The following is a 15,375-nucleotide window of genomic DNA, read 5'->3' as shown; positions in this document are numbered from 1 at the left end:
AAAGCCCCCTGGACCGTTAAGTCCAAGGGGCTTCTTCAGCATCTGAGCGACAGACGAAACATCGACCGTTCCTCGCTCACTCGCAAAAATAGACGCTTTTCGAGTAATAACGCAGTTTGTTTCGTTTGTCGTCCAGAAATTGATGCAATGCGTTCGATCCGCCTATTTCCTTGAGATACTGCAACGGCACACACACGTTCAGCAATCGGTCATCGATCTCAAAACGCGTCACGCCAGAAGGCATGACCTCGCCTGCCGCTACGACCGTCTCCAACTCCTCCAGCGTACAACGCTCAAAGCGCACCAAGACCGTATTCGCTGGCGGGAGACCGCCCCACCCCAACGGCTGACGGTTGACAGTCACAGTTGTCGCGTAGGCTTGGGTCACGCGATGCCACAGCGCGAGACGCTGCATCAGATGGCGGACGTCGTCGATCGGATACAGCCAGCGACGCGTGCCATCCGCCTCCAGAAACTCGGCGATCGGCTGCTCGGATGACAGCTCCGTCTCCCAGCGAAACAGCGGGTCTTCCCGCAGGCTGTTCCACCACTCCCCAAGTGGCACCACATGTTCCCAACACCCGATGCTGATCCGATTGCGATCGACCACCTGAATCAGAATCTTGTCATAGCCTAGCATCTGCATGGCTTGCGTGCGATGGGCACCATCGATGATCAGATACTGCCCGCCCTGCGTCTGCACGGCGATCGGCGGGTTGCGCAGCACGCCATCTTGCTCTAGCGATTGACAGAGCGATGCCAAACGCACATCTTCATGTGTTTCATGTAGAAGAATGTCGGAAGCATCCACTAGTTGCAAATTACCCAGAATATCATTCATTCGAAATGACCTCCCCCCACTGGAGTCATATAAGGAATATCGTGTGAATCAGTCCTCAAGCAGTACGCCAGCCCCATTTGCTAACGCGGCACGATAGTAGTACGTCGCAATCGCGATGTCGAAGATCGCCATCCCCATCGGGTTGAACATGATGGCATCCCCCGCCTTGAAGCCTGCCATCGCCTGACGACAGACGACATCGGCGATCGACTTGGTGTCTTCTTTTTGCAATCCACGCGCGAGATGCATCGTCTCGATGTCCGTCTTCTCACGGCAGACCTCTTCCCATTCATCCACGATGATCGAACTGGTGTAGTCGAGAATTTCCGGTTTGAAGTCGCGTAGTGAGACGTTGAGCAGCAGTGCGCCGTCCTTCGGTTTTTGAGCGATGTATCCGTTCGGAGACACCGTACACGTGATAAAGACGTCCGAGGCGGAGTAGACCTCTTCCCAGGACTCCACGATCTCCACGCGGTCTTTGATCGCTTCTGGGATGAACGAAGTGCGCACCCCGTTGATGTCGCACAGCAACACTTTGGAGATGCGATCGCCCAGTTGGTCGGTCACCATTTGCAGATGCAGTTGGCCGATCGGACCAAATCCGAGAATGCCGACCGTCACGTTTTCCAGCGGACGAATCTTCTCGAAGTGCTTGATCAAAAGTCCGGTCACAGATGCGGTTCGAATGCCGCTGACCAGCGCGGTGTTGAAAGCGGATACCGGCTTACCTGTGGCCGCATCGTTTAGGATCGTCATCGAGTGTGCACGCTGAATGCCCTGCTCGATGTTTTTCGGGAAGCTGGCGATCCACTTGATCCCAGCCATCTCAACCTCTCCGCCGATAAAAGCGGGCATCGCAATGATGCGGTTGGCCGGGTCGCGGAACCGGAGATACGGTTTGATCGGTTGTGCGACATCATTTTGATCCAAGGAAACGACCGCCTGCTCGATCACGTCGATCGTCTCTCCCCAATTGATCCCAAGCGATTCGATATGTTTCGTATTCAGATAAAGCATTACAAACACCGTCCTTCTACTAAATAGCGGAATGAATTAGGAATTTTGCAATTGCATCTCTTTCGTTTGCGCACGCAACCATGCGACCCACTCTTGGTTGTACACCGTATCGGTGTACGCCATGCCGCCATCCGGACAGAGAAAGGCAACGGTCGGCCGGTTGCCGAGCATTTTGCCAGCAAAGTATTGCTGCACGGCCCGATAGGAGGTTCCGGAGGAGCCGCCTGCAAAAATTCCATGTTTCGAGTACAGTTCATGGCAGCCGTCGATCGTCTCTACTTCTGGAACGTAGATCACTTCATCGATCAAGGCGTTGTCGAGAATCGAAGGGCGCATACTGGAACCGATGCCGGGAATGTAGCGTTTTTTCGCTTCACCGCCAAAGATGACCGAACCGTCGCTATCGACCGCGATGATTTTGACATTCGGGAATTTTTCCTTTAGCCGTCTGGAAATGCCGGTGATCGTCCCACCGGAACTCACGCCGATAAACGCATAATCCAGTTGCTCAAAACTGTCCGCCAATTCTGTGCCCAGACCATGATAGTGCGCACGGTAATTGTTCGGATTCCCATACTGATTGGTCCAGAACGAATCCTCGATTTCTGTCAACAACCGATTTACAGTCTCGATGCGCGTTAACAAGAAACCACCCGACTCGTCGCGTTCTGTCACTTTGACTACGTCTGATGAGATTGTTTTCAATAGGTTTTCATACGATGGATTGATGTTCGGATCGATGACAGGAATAAACTTGATGCCGATCTTCCTGCACAAGGTCGCGAGCGCAATGGCAAAGTTGCCGGAGGAGGATTCGATGATTGTCGTGTGTTGATTGACATCGCCGCGCTCGATCGCCTCTTTTAAAATATAGTAGGCGGGACGCACCTTTACGCTTCCCATCAAGTTGTGGTATTCCAACTTGCAATACAGGTCAAGGCGCTCATCCGCCAGTTTCATCAGCGGAGTATGACCGATCATATGAGCGACCGACTTCAATTTTTCCAACATGTTTAATCCCCCCACTTCGTCACCACTGCCCCGTTAAACTTAATAATTCATCGATAATGATACTGATTTTGAAAAATACCATCAATTTTATTATAGACAAACGGAAGGAATTAGTAAATAAACTTTTCTCGATGAGAAATATAGATAACTAATTCTATGTGCAATATTTGAAAAGACATTGAAAGTAATGATTATTTCCATACTCAAAGTTACTGACTTCGTAAAGGCTCACGTTTTGTTTCCCGCTCGGCCTTGATCGAAATGAAACGAAGCGAGCCGATCGATCGTGGCAGACAAAACAAAAACTCCTCGGTCATGCACCGAGGAGTTGGAGATTGCTAGATTGCTGGTTCACTTACGCCGCGTTATTCGGCCGAGACTGTGATGTTGCCCGCCATCGTGCTTACACGAACTTCGGGACCGCCGGAGCCGATCGTGCCACTCTGATTCCGTTTCTCGCCCGAGGTGGTCGTGCTGTCAGAAAGATTATTTTTCAAGTTGCCCGCTTTGGCGCTCAGATCGTAGGCGAAGGAAGCGGACTTCGGAACTTTCAGATTGACATTGCCTGCGGTGACCGAGATGTCGAGGTTGTGACGAAGTTCCTTCATTTGCACCTCTGCATTCCCAGAGGAAACGCGTGCCTTGACTTGCGCCGCGACGTCTGCCAAGGTCAGGTTCCCCGACGAAGATTCGGCTTCGAACGTTTCTCCGGTCAGGCCGTTGACTTTCACGGAGCCCGCCGCGATCTCGACCTTGGTGCGATCCACTGTGATCGTGTCCAGTTTGACCGCGCCAAACTTCGTGCTCACCTCAAGCTCACTGCCCTGATAGTCTTTGATCGCAATGTCACCCGCTGATGTATCCACTCGCAGCTGTTTCGCTTGCAGCGACTCGAATTTCACATCCCCCGCCGCATACTGAACGTTCACAGCGTCGAGCGTCTGCTTCGGCAACAGGATGTCAATGTGGATGTTCTCGTTGCCATTTTGAAAACCGAAAATGCTCGGTTTGCCTTCTAGTTTGACTGCCAGCTTCGCTCCATCTTGCTCGGCGGTGTAGTCGTATCGTTTGCCCAGTTGTTCGTCGTTCAGGTTGCTGCGGAGCACGACATGAATCTGCGCATCTTCCGATCGCTTAAACGCGATGTCTGCGGCCGGAAATTGCAGGTCGATGCTGGTGATGTCCGCCGCCTCGATCGTTTTGTCATCATTGGTATACATGGTCGTTTCTGAGTTCCACGCGAAGAACGGAGTTCCGACGCCCATGGAGTAGAGAACGCCTGTACCGGTCACGCCGATCGCCAGAGCGATCGCTGCATAGATGCTGATCGTTCGAAGTTTCATTTGTCATCACCTTTTTGTTTGATAAATTGCAGGTTGAACTGCAGATAACGTACCAGCAGTCGATATGCCCATTTGGTCAGATACAGCAGGCCGACCATCATCAGGACCCCTAACGCCGCACAGGAAAGGGCGACGAAAAAGGTGAGCCAGAACTGCCCGGCACCGAGCCCTGCTTGCCCGAACAGCGAGGCGACCGGTACGACGATCAGGCTGAACGCTGTCACATACAGGCTGACCAGTACAGCGATGAGGGCGAAGAACGGCCCAAGCACGAACACCAAATTGAAAAAGCCGAGGCTTACCACCGCGAAGATCGCACGCAGGATCGTGGAGGGAGAGAACTTAGTTTCAGCCTGCTCCACATGGTAGGTGGCCGTCAGTTCCCTCGCGATGTGCTTCGGGCTGCCGAGGGCGCGGACGATGTCTTCCTCCGTCTTGCCTTCCGCCGTCGCCAAGTAAAAATGCTCTTCATAATCGGCGAGAAGCTCTTTGCGTTCCTTGTCTGGAACTCCTTTTAACAACCGATCTAGCTCTGTCATAAACGCTGCTCTGGTCATGCTTCGTTCTCCTTCTCTATGATCAGATTGACGCCCGCCACGAACGCCCGCCACTCTTGCATCAACTCCAACATGTATGCATGCCCTTGCTCCGTCAGATGGTAGTATTTGCGCGGTGGTCCTTCCGGCGACTCGACCAGGTAGGTCGTAAAGTATCCATCGCTGGTCAGTCGGCGCAACAGCGGATACATCGTCCCCTCCGAGATCTCGATGCTCTCCGAGATCGATTGCACCAACTCGTAACCGTATGAATCCTTCTTTGAGGCCAAAACCAATACACAAAGCTCAAGGACGCCTTTTTTAAATTGAATGTTCATACCAACCAACCAGTTCCCTTCTTAAAAGCGTTCGTGTTCAGTTGTTACCGCTCCTCAAGCGTGCTTTGTTCTTCACGCGAAGTTTGCTTCTTGAGATACAGTATATCACCAACTACTGTGCAATGGACAGTACCTTGCAAAAAATTTTTTCACAGCTTATTATGAGTTTGATGAGACTTATACAAGTTCGCAAAAATTTAATTATCAGCCCTTGCAAAAGTTACCTGTTTGATTATACTATATGATTAGCTACTGTGTATTGGAAGGTACTAAATCAACTACGATGGCATTTGCCGTTTGTTAGGATGTTGCAAATTGAACTAGTGTTACAAATTGAACTTGATAGAAACGAGGGAAGCGCAATGACACTGTTTTCAAAGTTTTCATTACGGAACCCGATCGCGATCATCATTCTGATCTTATTGGTGATTGCAGGCGGGCTCTACTCCAGCACAAAACTGAAGCAAGAATTGATGGTAGATACGACATCGCCAGCGATTTTTGTGAACGTCGTCTATCCGGGAGCCTCCGCGCAGGAGGTGCTCAACACCGTTACCAATCCGCTTGAAACGGCGATTCGCAATGTGGAAGGTGTACAGAACGTCACTTCGAGCGTTGCCAACTCGATGTCCTTCACGCGCATCGATTTCGACTTTAAAGATGATCTCAATGAAAAGAAATCGAAGATCGAGGAAGCTGCGAACTCCGTACAGTTTCCGACCGAAGTACAACGTCCTAACGTAATCAAAAACAGCCCGGAAACAAATCCGGTGTTCATCAGCTCGCTCTTGGCCAAAGACGGCCTGAGCGCTGAGCAATTCCAAAAGGAAATCTCCGAGACGATCCTGCCTGCTGTCAAAGGTCTCCCAGGTGTCGGCAACGTGCAAGTGCTCGGTCTGACCAATTCGAAGATTTCGATCACGCTCGACCCGGCGAAACTGTCGGAACAGAAGTTGACCTACCAACAGGTGGTGCAGATTCTGCAAGCGCAGAACATGAGCAACCCGCTGGGTGAGATCACGATCAACAACCGCAATGAAGCGGTCACGATCAGCGGTGCCTTCTCCTCTGTGGAGCAGATTGGCAACCTGCTGGTCAGCCCCAATCCGGAGCTGCGACTGAAAGATATCGGCAAAGTGGAAAAGACCTCGACCTCCGATACGATCACAAGTGCAAATGGCAAATCGGCTGTCGCGTTCAACGTCATGAAGACGCAAGATGCGAACACAGCAGATGTCACCGATGCTGTGAAGGACGAACTTGAGAAGTATGCAGACAAGATCTCCGTGCAGATCATTTTCGATTCTGCTGTAGACATTAAAGAATCGGTAGACAGCATGGTGCGTGAAGGCGCGCTCGGGGCTGTATTCGCTTCCCTGCTGATCCTGTTCTTCCTGCGCAACATCCGCGTGACCTTGATTGCGATCGTCTCGATTCCGATCTCGATCCTGATCACGATGGTATTGATGAAAGAATTCAACCTGACCTTGAACATCATGACACTGGGCGGTATGGCGGTCGCAACCGGCCGCGTGGTCGATGACTCGATCGTCGTCATCGAGAACATCATCCGCCGCATGCAGACGGAGAAGATCAGCCAAGAACTGATCCTGAGCGCCGTCAAGGAAGTCGCGCAGGCGATCACCTCTTCGACGCTGACGACCATCGCCGTCTTCGCACCGCTCGGCCTGCTCTCCGGCCCTGTCGGTCGCATCTTCGGTCCGTTCGCGCTGACCGTCGTGTTCGCACTGCTCTCTTCGCTCCTCGTATCGGTCACTGTCGTACCGATGCTGTCGTACCTGTTGATGCGCAAGTTCACGCCGAAAGATCATGAGCAAAAAGCGAGCGGTGCACGCTACAAAAAAGCGCTGGCTTGGACTTTGAACCATAAATTCATCACGATTGCTGTCTCCATCCTGCTGCTCGTCGGCAGCTTGCCACTCGCAGGCGTCGCAGGCGTTACCTTCCTGCCCTCCGGCGATGAGAAGATGGTCGCCCTCAAACTGACGATGCCAAAAGGAACCGACATGGCGGCACTGGAAACGTACGCCAAGTCGATCGATGAAAAACTGCTGCAAGATCAGCGCGTCTCCGACACCCAGCTCATCATCGGCAACCCGAGAGGCGGCGCGAAGTCGCTGTCCGAAACGAACGTTGCCAACTGGACGCTGTTCCTCAAGCAAGATGCCGATCTGAACGCCTTCATCACCGAGAAGAAGGACGAGCTCAAACCGACTGAGGCCGACACCACGCTCGACGTCACGCCGTTTGACATCATCGCAGGTCCTGGTGTCCTCGACATCAACGTCACCGTCAACGGCCCGAGCAAAGAGCTGATCCGCCAAGGTGCTGAGCAAATCACCGAAGCGGTCAAGAGCATCGAAGGCACCGACAACGTGAAGAACAACCTGCAAGACGACCTGAAAGAAGTCACCTTGCAAGTCCGCACCGACGATGCGCTGAAGAATGGTCTGACCACTGCGCAAGCCACCCAGCTGTTGCGTCCGTTCCTCACCGAGCAGGCGATCGGCAAGATGACCGTCGGCAACCAAACGGACAAAATTTACCTGCAAGTCAAGCCGGCAGACGGTCTGAATTCGGTCGATGCCGTTTCCAAACTTGAACTGATCACGCCGCAAAACAAGACGATCCAAGTCAAAGACATTGCGGACGTGAAGGAAACGAGCCGCCCGGCTACGATCATGCTGCTCGACAGCAAGGAATATGCGAGCGTGACTGGTATGATCACCCTCGCAGACAAGGCGAAGGTGAACAAAGAACTGCAAGCCAAACTGAAAAGCCTGACCCTGCCGGACGATGTCACCTACTCGCTCGGCGGCTCGAACAAGCAGATCAATGACATGCTGGCCGACATGGGCATGGCGATCCTGATCGCGATCGGCATGGTCTACATCGTCATGGTCGTCGCCTTCAACGAAGGTAAAGCACCGTTTGCGATCCTGTTCTCGATTCCGTTTGCGCTGATCGGCGTACTGCTCGCCACCGTCATCGCCCAGCAACCGATCTCGCTGGCTACACTGATCGGTATCCTGATGCTGATCGGGATCGTCGTCACCAACGCGATCGTCCTCCTCGACCGTGTGAAACAACAGATGAAGAAGGGCATGACGATCCGCGAGTCCCTGCTCGAAGCAGGCGGCGTGCGTCTGCGCCCGATCCTGATGACTGCGTTCGCGACGATGTTCGCGCTGGTTCCGCTGGCTCTCGGCCTCGGCAAGTCGATCCTGATCTCGCAAGGTCTCGCCGTTGCCGTCATCGGCGGTCTGATCACCTCGACATTCCTGACGCTGTTCATCGTGCCGATCATGTTTGAAATCCTCAACCGCAAGCGCGTGAAGGCAGAGTTGTCCGCTGGAAGCGGCAGCAAGCAAAGCAAGAGCGTAACTGCCTAGACTCAATAACGGGTCGCTCGACTCCAAGCAGACCGCATTGTTGAATGAAGATGCATCATACGAAACGACCGCTTCTCGATCTAAGATCGGGAAACGGTCGTTTTGCTTTTTCGGAAAAGATAGACCTCAGTAGACCTCAGTAGACCTCAGTAGACCTCAGTAGACCTCAGTAGACCTCAGTAGACCTCAGTAGACCTCAGTAGCACTCAGCAGTCCTCAGCAGTCCTCAGTAGCCCCTCAGTAGTCCTCAGCAGTCCTCAGCAGTCCTCAGCAGTCCTCAGCAGTCCTAAGTAGACCTCAGTAGATCTCAGTAGACCTCAGTAGACCTCAGTAGCACTCGTGCCACAAATACCCGCGAATGACGCAACTCCGCTGTGCAGAGGAGAATCGTCCTCCACGCACAGTCGTCTGCGATCTTCCGTGTCCTCTGGCGCACCGTTCCACAATTCCTCGCTCAAAACAAAAACCCCTTCGATCGGCCGTGACCTCGAACTCCTGCTGACAGAAGTTCTGATCACGGCGACCGCAAGGGGTCTTTTGGTTAGCCTTGGTGTAGCGAGGCTTCTATTTGGTCAGCGCGCTGTGTGCTGAGCGTCGAACGGATCAGTGTTACGTTGCACTCAACTCCGGCTTGCTGGTGCTGACAAACAGCTCGATCTCTTCGTGGAACAGGTCCACCAAACGCTGAATCGTCGCTTTATGATGCAGGTGGACAGAGTAGTCGAACGTCATCAGGAGCTTTCCAGCACCGATAAAACCGCTGATCATCAGCTTGAACGGTCGCTCGCTCTCATCAGAATGGTTCGACACAAGCTGCTCGCCCTGACTCCAATCGCTGGATGCGGCGGCGACGTTGTCGATTTGGCCCAAGAAGTTGTAGGAGATCTCCGTCTTCTGGTAATGTGCAAACCATTCCTGTATCTGCTCGTCTTGGCTCAGGTAGCGAAGCATGGCGAAAGATGTACCTCCGTGCGGCAAGGCTTGGACGCGGTCATGCACTTGCTTGATCGTTTCGGCTGCCGTCTGCCCCGCTTTGATGTCTGCGAAGAACGGATAGATGCTGGTGAACCAGCCGACCGTGCGGGTGACATCGACAGGATAGTCGTCGTGCAACGCATCGCGACCATGACCTTCCACTTCGAGCACGACCCGCTCCTGTTGCGACCATCTGGAGACGGCCCGCAGCAGTGCCGCCAGCATGACCTCTTTGATCGTGGTGTGGTGCTGTTCGGTCAATTCGTTCAGCAAGGCGCTGGTCGTCGCCTCATCGAGTTGCAGCTGGATCATGTCGTGGTCGGCAATCAGGTTGCTGCCGTCCGCATTGTCATACGGCACCTCCATCCCACCACCTTGCTCAAGCAGCGGCTTCCAGAACTCGAATACGTCTTGGCCGTGCTCCGAATTGATGAAAGCGGCGCTTTGCTCGACCCATTTCGCATACGACGTGGTGCGGCGCGGCAGACGGTACGCTTCGCCTGCCGCCCCTTTTTCGTACAGCTCGATCAGGTCGAGTCCGAGAATGCGGATCGAGACGAGGTCATCGAGCAGATGGTGCATGACCCAGATCAGACGATGTCTGTCCTCGGCAAAGGTGAGCAGTGCCGTACTCATCAGCAGGCCGTTTGCAAAGTGGATGCCATGCTTGAGCTCCGCTTCGATGCGCACGCACTCTGCCTGCGCCTCCGCTTCAGACAGCGCCGACAGGTCGTAGGTGCGCAGGTTGACTCGCACGTCCTCCGGCGCCAGGATGGTCTGCGTGATCTCCTCGCCATCGAGGTCGAAGGTGGCGCGGAGCATGTCGTGATGATCGACCATTTCCTGCAAGACTTGCTGCATAAGCGCAGCATCGACCGGCTTCGCGATGTCGAGGATCAGCGGCATGAGATACATTTCGTACTCGATCTCGCGCTTGGCAAACAGCCATTGCTGGATCGGTGAGAGCGGAGCAACGCCTGCGAACGGCTCATCCGCACCCAACGCTTCCCCTGTACCGTACAGACCGTTCGCTTCGATATAGGCGGCCAGTTCTGCGACCGTCTGATGCTTGAAGATATCGGTCGGCTTCACGGTAAATCCGGCTTGGTTCATGCGCGAGACGACCTGCATGTTCGCAATCGAATCACCGCCCGAACTGAAGAAGTTGTCGTAGATGCCCACCTGTGCGCTACGGATGCACTGCTGCCAGATGTCGATGACTTTCGCTTCCAGTTCGTTGCGCGGTGCCACGTAGGAGCGTGGCGTTTCGAACGATTCGGTCGCGACCAGTTGCTCGAGCGCTTTGCGGTCCACCTTGCCGTTTGGCGACAGCGGCATCGCAGACACCTGCAAGAAGTGGTTCGGCACCATGTAGTCTGGCAAAATGCCCGCGAGGAAAACGCGCAGATCAAAAGCTTCCAGCTGCTCTCCAGTCGTTGAATAGTAGCCTGCAAGCACGTAAGCCCCGTCCGGTTGCTGATGTGCGAGCACAGCCCCGACTTCGATGGCCGGATGCTGGAGGAGAACCTGTTCGATCTCGCTTAATTCGATGCGGAAGCCGCGCACTTTGACTTGGCTATCTTTGCGGCCCAAGCATTCGATCGTGCCATCCGGAAGCAGTTTGCCAAGGTCACCTGTCTTGTAGAGAACAGCGCCCGCTTCGTTGCTGAACGGGTTTTGCAGAAACGCCTCGGCCGTTTTATCCGGCTGGTTGAGATAGCCCTGCGCCAGCGCCACGCCACCGAGGTAGATCTCGCCGGGCACGTTGACCGGGCAAAGCTGGAGACGCGGGTTCAGGATGTAGATCTGGAAGTTGCTGACCGCTGTGCCGATCGAAATGTTGCCCGCCGTCTCCGGCACATAATCGGTGATGTCGTAGGCAGTAGCGCAGACGGTGCTCTCGGTCGGCCCGTAGGCGTTGACGACCAGAATGTCCAGCCCGAAGCGGCGTTGCCAAGCGCGAATCACTTCGCCGAGCATCGCTTCGCCCGCTACGAAGATGCGCTTCACCGTGGCGAATTGTGCGTACTGCTCATCGGTGAGATACGCTGCCAACTGCTTGAACAGGACGGTCGGGATCGTCAGCGAGGTCGCCTGTGTCCGTTCGATCGCCTGCGCCAATTCGCCGATCGAGAGACGCTCGTTGGCTGAGAGCAGATGCAAGCGGCCGCCGAGCAGCAGGGCTGGGAACGTCTCAAAGACGGACGCATCAAAGCTGTAGGAAGCGAATTCGGCCACCGTCTCCGTTTCGTCATACCCATAGCGGCTGCGCTTCCATTCGACGAGGTTGAGCACACCTCGATGCGGCAGCAGGGTACCTTTGGGCTGTCCGGTGGAGCCGGATGTGTAAATGACATAGGCGAGGTCATCTGCCGTCGCATCCAGTTTCAGATCGGCTGTTGAAACGTCGTCGTGCGGCTGGTCGATCAGCAACACTTGCGCTTGCGTCAGCCCGGTCAGTTTTTCGACAAAAGGTGTCTTGGTCAGCACAAACGGAGCCCCGCTGTCGGTCAGCATGTACTGCACGCGCTCTTCCGGATAGTCCGGATCGATCGGCACGTAGACGCCTCCCGCTTTCAGGATCGCGAGCAGGGAGACGACCGTCTCGACGCTGCGTTCCATGAACATCGCGACAAAATCACCTTTTTTCACCCCGTTGTCCAGCAACAGATGGGCGATGCGGTTCGAGGCGGCGTTCAGTTGTGCATAGGTGAACTCGCCAGAATCGGAGGTGAGGGCCAGTCGGTCTGGGAACTGTGCAGACGCTTCAATGAACTTCTGCCCGATGCTGGACTCGACAAGCTCCGCTTGCGTATCGAGCAAGCCAGCATAGACGGCGCGGTCAGATGTGGACAGCAGTTCGACCGCCGTAAGCGGTGCGTCGAGCTGTTCGATGAACGCTTCAAGAGCTTCGAGGAACAGGTCGGCAAAATGGCGGATCGACGAACTTTTGAACAGATCGGTGTTGTACTCGAACGTTGCCTGCAGGCGTTCTCCACCTGTGATGATGTTCAGGATCAGATCGAATTTACTGGTCGTGTATTCGATCTCGCCCGACTCCAACTGCTGTTTGCGGAAGATCTCCGCACCCTGATCTTGCACAGTTGGAGCGTTGCGGTAGACGAACATCGTCGAGAAGATCGGCGAACGGCTGGTGTCGCGCTCCGGGTTGATTTTTTCAATCTGCAGGTCAAACGGATAGGACTGGTTCTCCGTCGCTTCCAGACTGCGTGTCTTCACTTGCTGTAGCACGTCGTGCAGCGTGCCCATCCCTGCAAATTGCGTGCGGATCGCGACCGAGTTGGCAAAGAACCCGAGCACATTTTCCAACGCTTCCACCGTCCGACCGAGCACTGGACTGCCGACGATGATGTCGTCGCCCTGCGTCAAGCGATGCAGCAAGAAGGAATAGGTGGACAAGAACACATGGAACATCGAAACGTCCTGCGCGACCATCAGGTGGCGGACCTTTTCGATCAGCAGTTCCGGAATTTCGAAGGACAACAGGTTGCCGTTGAAGGTCTGGATTTCTGGACGCGGAAAATCGGTCGGGAGTTCGAGCGTCGGCAATGGTTTGGCCAGCGTCTCCAACCAGTACGCTTCTTCCTGCGCCAGTTTGCCATGTTCCAGCTCCTGCTCCTGCCACTCGGTATAGTCGATGTATTGCACCGGTTTCGCACCGAGCGCCGGGCGTGCGCCTTGCAACAATGCTTTGTAGGCAATGGCCAGCTCTTTCATCAACAAGTCCATGCTCCAGCCGTCGGTGATGATGTGCGGCATGTTGAGATAGAAGTAGGATTCCGTGCCGAGGTTCAACAGCATCGTGCGAATCAGCGGTCCGACGGTCAGTTGGAACGGAGTGGCGATGTCTGTGCGGACCAACTCTTTCGCCGTCGCGTACCGCACGTCCGGATCGAGGTGGCTCAGATCTTCATAGACGAGCGGGACGTCGATCTGTTCGTGTACGATCTGGCGCGGAACGCCGTCGACCTCGAGGAAGACGGTGCGCAGGGCGCTATGACGCTCGATCAGGTGTTGCAGCGCACTGCGGAGCACGTCGAGGTTGACCTCGCCTGTCATCATGAAACCAAATGGCGTGTTGTAGGCGACGGTGTTCGGTTCGAGTTTGTACAGAATCCACAGGCGTTTTTGCGTATGCGAGACCGGGTAGTGCTCGCGTTTGGGCGCAGGCGGAATCTGCCGTTCCTGCTCGCGACCCTCGTCGCGCAGGGACTCGACGTACTCGATCGTCTTTTGCAGAGTTTGGCTGGCGAACAGTTCCTTGAGCTGTGTTTTGATCTGGAATGCTTTGTTGAGGCGCGTCTGCACCTGGATCATGTTCAGCGATTCGCCGCCCAGTTGCAGGAAGGTGTCCTCGGGCTGAATCTCGCTTTTGCCGAGGACATCTTTCCAGAACTTGGTGACCAGTTCGGCGGTGGAAAGCTCGCTTTGCGCCGTCTGCCCGTCTTGAGCGGACGCACCTGCTCCCCCGTGGTCGGTGATGACAGCCTGAGCGGTCGTCTGGTTCGGCTCAACCTGCAACCAGTAGGATTTGCGCTCGAAGGGGTAGGTCGGCATATGGACACGGCGGCGTTTGTAATCGGTGTCGAACGCCTGCCAATCGATCTCAGCGCCTGCCGACCAGAGCTGTCCAAGATTTTCTTGAATCGTCTTCCAATGCGGTTCCTTGCGGTTGAGCGATGCCAAGGTGAGGTGCTCAGTCGGCACGACCGCTTCGGCCGCCGTCTTTAAGATCGGGTGGGCACTGATCTCTAGGAATGCGGTGACACCTTCTGCCATCAGCGTCTCCAGACCCCGCGAGAACTGCACCGCTTCGCGCAGATGTGTGCACCAATACTCAGCGTCGAGAACGCGGTTGTGGATGACCTCGCCCGTCAGGTTCGAAACGAGCGGTGTGTGTAGCGGCTGAAATTGGAACTGACCCATAAACGCCTTGTACTCGGGCAGGATCGGCTCCATCAGCGGAGAGTGGGACGCGATCGAGATCGGCAAAATTTTATGCACGATCTCTTGAGCGGCCAGTTTTGCTGCAATCTGCTCGATCGCATGGGTGCGCCCGCTAACGACGATCTGCTGCGGGCCATTGACGGTGCCGATCGAAACGTCCGCCTCAAAGCCTTTGATCAGTTCGGACACCGCTTCCAAGCTGGCCAGCACCGACATCATCGAGCCGTTTTCCGTCTGCTCATGCATGATACGGCCCCGCTCGACGACGAGCGGAAGTGCGTCGTCCAGTCGAATCCCTCCGGCGATGCAAGCGGCGACATATTCACCGAGGCTGTGCCCGATGACCATCGCTGGACGGACGCCGTAAGACATCCAGAGCTTGGCGACCGCATATTCGAGGACGAAGGTCGCTGGCGTGCAGATGTTGATCTGGTCGAGCTCCGCTCGATAGTATGCGTTGAAGAGATATTCGTGAAACGGGACTGGGAAATAGCGGTTCAGGATGTGGACACACTCGTCCACCGCATCGCGAAAGACGCTCGAACTCGCGTAGAGTTCCTGCCCCATGCCGGAGTATTGGGCGCCTTGTCCCGTAAACATGAAGGCGACTTTCGGCGCTTGTTTTCCGCTTATGTCAAAATAGCCAACCCCTGCGCTCTCCTCGACCTCCAGCCATTCGCTTGCGGCCGCCTGCAGGCTAAGCTCCTTCAGGTGGTCACGGCTCTGTGCGGTCAAGGTCAGACGGTGATCGTAATGGCGACGTCCGATGTGGAAGGTGTACGCCACGTCCCCCAATTTTTGATTCGGTTCCCGGTCGAGATGCTCGGCGAGTTGCGCAGCCGCTTGGCGCACCGCCTGTTTGCTGCGAGCCGACAGGGTGATCAGTTGATAGGAGCGTTCCTGAGCAAATCGGTCCTCATCAAGTCTCATCAT

General features: G+C 55.0%; 8 protein-coding genes. 1 reads left to right on the top strand and 7 read right to left on the bottom strand.

Annotated elements, in window-relative coordinates; translation table 11 throughout:
• Positions 1-76: 76 nt before the first annotated feature.
• The 6 genes from CIG75_RS02750 to CIG75_RS02725 form a co-directional block, all read right to left on the bottom strand.
• Entirely contained in the window at positions 77-841 is a 765-nt protein-coding gene (locus CIG75_RS02750; RefSeq protein ID WP_094235263.1) for a ParB N-terminal domain-containing protein, read from the bottom strand.
• A gap of 48 nt (positions 842-889) precedes the next feature.
• Complete coding sequence (gene sbnB, locus CIG75_RS02745; RefSeq protein ID WP_094235262.1) at positions 890-1,858, bottom strand: 2,3-diaminopropionate biosynthesis protein SbnB; 969 nt, start codon at positions 1,856-1,858, stop codon at positions 890-892.
• Between the two features lie 36 nt (positions 1,859-1,894).
• Positions 1,895-2,869 carry a 2,3-diaminopropionate biosynthesis protein SbnA gene (gene sbnA, locus CIG75_RS02740; protein ID WP_094235261.1) on the bottom strand — a complete coding sequence of 325 codons (975 nt, stop codon included), beginning with the start codon at positions 2,867-2,869 and terminating at the stop codon, positions 1,895-1,897.
• Positions 2,870-3,234: 365 nt separating this feature from the next.
• A complete protein-coding gene (locus CIG75_RS02735) occupies positions 3,235-4,212 on the bottom strand; it encodes a DUF4097 family beta strand repeat-containing protein (RefSeq protein ID WP_094235260.1) in 978 nt (325 codons plus the stop codon).
• Positions 4,209-4,769: an HAAS signaling domain-containing protein gene (locus CIG75_RS02730; protein ID WP_094235259.1), complete on the bottom strand. Its 561-nt coding sequence runs from the start codon at positions 4,767-4,769 to the stop codon at positions 4,209-4,211. The genes CIG75_RS02735 and CIG75_RS02730 overlap by 4 nt, the downstream gene beginning before the upstream one ends.
• Positions 4,766-5,086, bottom strand: a complete 321-nt coding sequence (locus CIG75_RS02725; RefSeq protein ID WP_094235258.1) for a PadR family transcriptional regulator — start codon at positions 5,084-5,086, stop codon at positions 4,766-4,768. The genes CIG75_RS02730 and CIG75_RS02725 overlap by 4 nt, the downstream gene beginning before the upstream one ends.
• A gap of 362 nt (positions 5,087-5,448) precedes the next feature.
• Here CIG75_RS02725 and CIG75_RS02720 point away from each other — a divergent pair, with 362 nt between their 5' ends.
• A complete protein-coding gene (locus tag CIG75_RS02720; RefSeq protein ID WP_094235257.1) occupies positions 5,449-8,499 on the top strand; it encodes an efflux RND transporter permease subunit in 3,051 nt (1,016 codons plus the stop codon).
• A gap of 609 nt (positions 8,500-9,108) precedes the next feature.
• On the opposite strand, the gene CIG75_RS20555 is transcribed toward CIG75_RS02720, so the two are convergent.
• Complete coding sequence (locus CIG75_RS20555; RefSeq protein WP_172844396.1) at positions 9,109-15,375, bottom strand: non-ribosomal peptide synthetase; 6,267 nt, start codon at positions 15,373-15,375, stop codon at positions 9,109-9,111.

This window comes from Tumebacillus algifaecis (genome assembly GCF_002243515.1).
Lineage (GTDB): Bacteria > Bacillota > Bacilli > Tumebacillales > Tumebacillaceae > Tumebacillus_A > Tumebacillus_A algifaecis.
This window is presented reverse-complemented; position numbering and strand designations above follow the sequence as displayed.

Coding starts and splice junctions, on each gene's coding strand:
- CIG75_RS02750 (WP_094235263.1), bottom strand. CDS start 841: ATGAATGATATTCTGGGTAATTTGCAACTAGTGGATGCTTCCGACATT.
- sbnB (WP_094235262.1), bottom strand. CDS start 1,858: ATGCTTTATCTGAATACGAAACATATCGAATCGCTTGGGATCAATTGG.
- sbnA (WP_094235261.1), bottom strand. CDS start 2,869: ATGTTGGAAAAATTGAAGTCGGTCGCTCATATGATCGGTCATACTCCG.
- CIG75_RS02735 (WP_094235260.1), bottom strand. CDS start 4,212: ATGAAACTTCGAACGATCAGCATCTATGCAGCGATCGCTCTGGCGATC.
- CIG75_RS02730 (WP_094235259.1), bottom strand. CDS start 4,769: ATGACCAGAGCAGCGTTTATGACAGAGCTAGATCGGTTGTTAAAAGGA.
- CIG75_RS02725 (WP_094235258.1), bottom strand. CDS start 5,086: ATGAACATTCAATTTAAAAAAGGCGTCCTTGAGCTTTGTGTATTGGTT.
- CIG75_RS02720 (WP_094235257.1), top strand. CDS start 5,449: ATGACACTGTTTTCAAAGTTTTCATTACGGAACCCGATCGCGATCATC.
- CIG75_RS20555 (WP_172844396.1), bottom strand. CDS start 15,375: ATGATGAGACTTGATGAGGACCGATTTGCTCAGGAACGCTCCTATCAA.